General features: G+C 70.3%; 3 protein-coding genes. 2 read left to right on the forward strand and 1 reads right to left on the reverse strand.

From position 1 onward, the window contains the following. Positions 1–69 precede the first annotated feature (69 nt). Positions 70–402 (reverse strand): antibiotic biosynthesis monooxygenase family protein, encoded by a 333-nt coding sequence (locus ABT085_RS42680; RefSeq protein WP_351621474.1) that lies wholly within the window; start codon positions 400–402, stop codon positions 70–72. Between the two features lie 203 nt (positions 403–605). Between ABT085_RS42680 and ABT085_RS42685 the strand changes: the two genes are divergently transcribed. Both ABT085_RS42685 and ABT085_RS42690 read left to right on the forward strand, forming a co-directional pair. Continuing rightward, entirely contained in the window at positions 606–3,173 is a 2,568-nt protein-coding gene (locus tag ABT085_RS42685; protein WP_351621477.1) for a S8 family serine peptidase, read from the forward strand. After that, positions 3,173–6,145, forward strand: coding sequence for an FG-GAP repeat domain-containing protein (locus ABT085_RS42690; RefSeq protein WP_351621480.1), 2,973 nt, complete (start codon positions 3,173–3,175; stop codon positions 6,143–6,145). The genes ABT085_RS42685 and ABT085_RS42690 overlap by 1 nt, the downstream gene beginning before the upstream one ends. The last annotated feature ends 1 nt before the right edge of the window (position 6,146 follow it).

The following is a 6,146-nucleotide window of genomic DNA, read 5'->3' on the forward strand; positions in this document are numbered from 1 at the left end:
GGGGGTGCCGCCCCCCCCGGATCGGCCGGGCGCGGCACACCACCGGGAACGGCGGCCGGTACAGCCGTACTACGCGCCCTTCGGCCCGGCCTGCTGCACCACCTCGAAGGACCACAGGGTGGACCCGCTCGCCGCGGGCTTGGGACGCTCCCCGCCCTCCGCACCGCCGCCACCCTGGTGGGCGGCCTTCATCGGGCCCTCCATCCACGCCTGGAACGAGGCGTCGTCACGCCAGCGCGTGTACACAAGATAGGTGTCGGTGCCCTCGACCGGCCGGAGCAGCTCGAACCACTCGAACCCGTCGGAGTTCTCCACCGCGTGGGCACGGGACGCGAAACGCTTCTCCAGCGTTTCCCGCTGTTCGGCAGGGACCGTCAGTACGTTGATCTTGACTACGCTCATGCCCCCATCCTGGCCCATGGCGGCGGGCCGCCGGACGGCGGCTCGCTCATGACCGGGAGCACGCGTGCCGACGGGGAGCGCGCCCGATGTTTCTTGGCCGCGCGTCAGCTGATCTCATGTCACTTCCGTGTCCCTGTAATGCGCGAGTAACGGCCCCTCTCTAGCGTCCGGGCTCCCCCGTTCCGTTCAGGAGGAGCAACCCGATGCACCTGTCCCGACCGCCACGGCGCAGATCCGCCGCATGGGTGGCGGCCGCGTTCACCGCGACCGCTCTGATCTCCGGCGCGATACCGGCCGTCGCCGCCGACACCCCGTCCGCGGCCGCGAGCGCGACGATCGACCCGTCGCTGCGCGGCGCCGTCGCCCAGGGCGGCGACGTGACGTTCTTCGTCGTCCTGAAGGACCAGGCGGACCTGTCCGGCGCCAAGAAGCAGAAGACGCACGCCGCGCGGGCCAAGGCCGCCTTCAAGGAGCTGCGCGCGACGGCCGCGGACAGCCAGGCCTCCCTCAAGTCCTTCCTGGACAAGAAGAAGATCGGCCACCAGGACTACTGGATCGCCGACGCCATCCAGGTCACCGGCGACCAGGCCCTGGTGAACGAGCTGGCGAAGCGTTCGGACGTCGCGTCGATCGTCAAGGAGCAGCACTACAAGCTCGACGACATCGAGACCGCCGACAGCAAGATCACCACGTCGCGCACGGACTCCTCCGCGAACGGCGACGACACCCCCGAGTGGGGCGTCGCGGACATCAACGCCGACGACGTGTGGAGCCAGTACGACGACCGCGGCGAGGGCATCGTCATCGCCAACGTCGACTCGGGCGTGCAGTACAACCACCCCGACCTGATCGCCCAGTACCGCGGCAACAACGGCGACGGCTCCTTCACCCACGACTACAACTGGTACGACCCGACCGGCCAGTGCGGCACCAGCGGCGTCCCCTGCGACAACAACGGCCACGGCACCCACACGATGGGCACGATGGTCGGCAAGCACGGCATCGGTGTCGCGCCGAACGCCAAGTGGATCGCCGCCAAGGGCTGTGAGTCGTCCTCCTGCTCGGACGAGTCACTGCTCGCGGCCGGACAGTGGATCCTCGCGCCGACCGACCACAACGGGCAGAACCCGCGTCCGGACCTCGCGCCGAACATCGTCAACAACTCCTGGGGCGGCGGCGACACGACGTTCTACCAGGACATCGTCGAGGCGTGGAACGCCGCCGGCATCTTCGAGGCGTTCGCGGCCGGCAACGACGGTGACGGCAAGACCTGTTCCACCGCGCACGCCCCCGGCTCGCAGGCCCCGTCCTACGGCGTCGGCGCCTACGACTCCACCGGCACCATCGCCTCCTTCTCCGGCTTCGGACCCTCGCTCGTCGACGGCTCCATGAAGCCGAACATCTCGGCGCCGGGTGTCAAGGTCCAGTCCACCTGGCCCGGTTCGTCGTACAACACCGAGTCCGGTACGTCGATGGCGACCCCGCACGTCGCCGGTGCCGTGGCCCTGCTCTGGTCGGCGGCCCCCTCACTCATCGGCAAGATCGACGAGACCCGTGCGCTGCTCGGCCAGGGCGCGCGCAACGTCGACGACACCCACTGCGGCGGCACCGCCGACATGAACAACGTGTGGGGCGAGGGCAAGCTCGACATCCTCGCCTCCGTCGACCTGGCCCCGCACACCGCCGCCACCGTCACCGGCAAGGTCACCGACAAGGCGACCGGCGCGGCCCTCGCCAACATCACCGTCAGGGCCACCGGCACGGGCGGCGACGTCCGCACGGTCACCACCGGCGCCGACGGCGCGTACAAGCTCCCCCTGCCGGCCGGCACGTACTCCTTCGCCTTCAGCGGCTACGGCTACGCGAACGGCTCGGTCACCGGTGTCACGGTCACCGAGAACGAGGCCCTCGCCCAGGACATCGCGCTGACCGCGGTGGCCTCGCACAAGGTCACGGGCACCGTCCTCGACGTCACCGGAAAGGCGCTCGCGGGTGCCACGGTCGAGGTGACCGGCGCCCCGGTCGCCGCCGTCACCACCGACGCCAAGGGCAAGTACTCCTTCGCGGCGGTCGCCGAGGGCACCTACAGCCTGACGGTCAAGCCCGCGGCACCCGTCCTGTGCAACGGCGTCTACACCGGCACCGCCACCGTCGTCTCGGCCGACCTGACCAAGGACGTCCAGGTCCCGGCCCGCACCGACAGCTCCGGCAACAGCTGCGCCCCGGCCGCCTACTCCTGGATCGCCGGCTCCAAGAAGGTCTCCCTGACCGGCGACGAGGACTCCGCGGCCGTCTCGCTGCCCTTCCCGGTGAAGCTGTACGGGGTCTCGTACTCCTCGGCCTCCGTCACCACCGACGGCCTGGTGAACTTCCTGTCCTCGCGCGTCGGCGACTACGGCAACACCGCGCTGCCGACGACCGGCGCGAACAGCGTCAAGGGCATCATCGCCCCGCTGTGGGACGACCTCACCCTCGACAAGAAGTCGTCGGTGCAGACCGCCACCGCCGGCACCGCGGGCAGCCGCAGGTTCGCCATCGTCTGGAACAACGCCGCCTACGCCAACGGCACTTCGGGCCGCGCCACGTTCGAGGCCGTCTTCGACGAGGCCACCGGCGCCGTGACCCTCCAGTACCAGTCGGTCGCGGACAAGGGCGCGGGCGCCACCGTCGGCATCGAGAACCAGTCCGGCACCGACGCCCTCCAGTACTCGTACAACCAGTCCGTCCTCACCGACGGCACCGCGATCCGCTTCTCGCAGGGAGTCAAGTGATGAGAGCCCACCACTCGCGGCGGGCCCTGCAGCTCGCCTCCGCCCTGGTCGCGGCGGGACTGTGCCTGACCGCCGCCCCGCAGGCCCTGGCCGCCGACGACAGCGGCTCGGCCATGAGGCTGACCAGCGCCGAGGCCGAGACCCTGGCCGCCCACGTCAAGCTCGACCCGAACGCCGACGCCACCGACAGCAGCACGGTCGGCCCGGCGTCCGCCGACTCCCCGAAGCCCGCCGACGACGGCAGCGGTACGGACACCGGTTCCGGTACGGACACCGGCTCCGGCTCGCGGCTCGACGGCGCGTCCACCGACGCCGACCCCACCACCAAGGTCACGCTGACCGCCGGGTCCACGCTGGAAGGCGTGCGCGGCATGGGCGCCACCGTGCCGGTCGGGAAGAACGGCGACTACTTCACCTTCAACAGCATGGGCTACGTGCAGCGCCACGCCGCCGACGGCAGTGAGGTGTGGGCGCGCACCAGCAGCTCGTTCTACACGGACTGGCAGGTCAAGCCGACCCAGGTCTGGCGGGCCGAGCCGTACCCGGCGCAGATCCTGATGGGCTACAACGCGGTCTCGCCGTTCTCCGCGAACTCGGACAACGGCTACTCCACCGGCGACCTGACCGGCGACGGTGTCCCGGACATCGTGTTCTCGGCGCAGGTCGGTACGACGCCGTACCCCCGTCCGTTCACCTCGCCGGGCTCGTCGCTGACCACGGGCACGTTCGTCACCGTCCTCGACGGCAGGACCGGCGACACCAGATGGTCGAAGCTGTACAACCGCGCCTCCATGGTCAAGATCGTCGACGGCACCCTGCTGGTCGCCGACGCGCCGCGGATGAGCAGCGACTCCAGGGTCCCGGCGGCCGCCACGGCGACCCTGACGGGCATCCGTTTCGCCTCCTCCGCGGACGGCGTGCTGACCCCGGCGCAGACCTGGACGTACGACACCGGGGAGGCCCGCAAGGCCAACTGGGGCGACATCCAGGACCTGGGCAAGGGCAAGATCGCCGTCTCCTGGAACCTGGCCAAGGCCACCGGGGTCGACGCGCGCGGCCGCACCCTCGTGCTGGACACGGCGGACGGCTCCGTCACCTGGCAGACCGACAGCATGCTCTACGGCCGTCAGCTCCGCGTGGACGCCGGCCGCAAGCGGATCGTCGCGCTGGAGCAGCAGGACTCAACCGACGCCGTGCACTACGAGGTCGCCTCCTACGACCTGAAGACCGGCCATCGCGCCACGCTGGAGGCGCGGGACAACGTCCTGCCCACCGCGCTGACGGTCGGTGACCTCACCGCGAAGGACGGCGACGAGTACGTCGTCGCGGAGTCCTCCCTCGACGAGAACTACTACGTCAACGCCAGCACCGTGCGCGTGCTCGACGGCACCGACCCGGACAAGCTCCTGTGGTCGAGCACGGTCAAGCGCGACGCCGCCGACGCCAAGGACGCGGCGAGCGTCTGGCGCCTCCAGGTGGCCGACGGCAGGCTGGTCACCTCCGCCCAGGACGACCGTGAGATCAACGGCGCGGGCAACCCCGGCGGCGGACGGTATGCGTCCTTGACGGTCTACAACGCCAAGGGTGTGGTCGGCTGGCAGAGCAGGGGTGTCGCGGCCGCGCCGATGTACCAGGACGTGTTCAGCGACTCCGCGGGCACGCACGTGCGGGTCGTCGACCAGGCGCAGAACATCCGGACGTTCAAGCTCACCAACGGCAAGGCCGAGGACGTGACGCCGCTGATGGGCGACATCGCGTACGCCAAGGCCACGGACCTGAACAAGGACGGCAAGAACGACGTCGTGATGGCAGGCCAGTCCGACGGCGTGTGGGCGTACTCGGGCCCGTCGCTGGTGAGCGGCAAGCCCGAGAAACTGTGGCGGGCCACCGTGCCCGGCGCGGTGCACGACATCGAGACCGGTGACGTCAACGGCGACGGCAGGCCGGAGATCGTCGTCGCGGCCGACACCGCCGTGGTCGTCCTCAACGGGAAGACCGGCAGGACGATCGCCACCATCGAGGGCGGCGAGGGCCAGTACGTCCGCTCGGCGAAGCTGGCCGACCTGGACGGCGACGGCGAACTGGACATCCTCGTCCCGACCGACGCCCTGCGCGCCTACTACGGCGACGGGCACGCGCTGTGGACGTACAGCGCGCCCAAGAGCGCGGGCGACGTGCGCTTCACCGACCCGTCGGTGAACGACGGCCAGGTCTACGCGGCCTACGCCAGCCTGAACGCGTACCAGCTCACCGACGCGGTGACCGATGCCGTCGCGCTGAACGCGAAGAACGGCAAGGTCCGTTGGGACCTCGCGCCGAAGGCCCCGGCGGATGCGGTCGGCGGCGTTCGCACCGCCACCCCGAACGACGGCATCCTCGCGTCGAAGGAGATCCCGTACGCGGACGGGCACGCGGTCGTCTACCAGTGGAACGTCACCGCCCCGCTCACGGTCAACGGTGCCGAGTCCCTCAACCCGCGCAACTACTTCGAGATCCGCGACGGCCGCACCGGTGAGGTGCTGCACTCCGGCTACGCGGGCGGTCTGTGGACGCACTTCAGCTACTTCACCGACAACGGCGTGCTGTACGAGGGAGGCACGGCGGCCTTCCGGCGGTTCGAGGCCGACGGCAAGGACTCCCAGGCCGGAGTGCTGCCGCAGTCCTACGGCGGCGGCTTCATGACCGGTCCCGGCGGCCGCAGGCTGCTGGTCGCCGGTGTCGAGGGCGGGCTCTACGTGTGGGACCCGAGCATCTTCGAGTCCGGCGACACCTGGTCGGGCAGCGTGGGCAGCATCGGTCTCATGGGCGCGCGCAACTACCTCGCCGCCGACCTGGACGGCGACGGAGTCGACGAGGCGCTGTCGTTCACGGGCGACTACACCGGCATGGACCGGACGGCAGAGGAGTTCGGCGGCCGCTACTACCTGCCGAACAACGCCATCCACCAGGTCACCGCGTACAAGCTGTCCTGAC

Source organism: Streptomyces sp. NPDC002265, from assembly GCF_040296125.1.
Taxonomy (GTDB): Bacteria; Actinomycetota; Actinomycetes; order Streptomycetales; family Streptomycetaceae; genus Streptomyces.

Coding starts and splice junctions, on each gene's coding strand:
- ABT085_RS42680 (WP_351621474.1), bottom strand. CDS start 402: ATGAGCGTAGTCAAGATCAACGTACTGACGGTCCCTGCCGAACAGCGG.
- ABT085_RS42685 (WP_351621477.1), top strand. CDS start 606: ATGCACCTGTCCCGACCGCCACGGCGCAGATCCGCCGCATGGGTGGCG.
- ABT085_RS42690 (WP_351621480.1), top strand. CDS start 3,173: ATGAGAGCCCACCACTCGCGGCGGGCCCTGCAGCTCGCCTCCGCCCTG.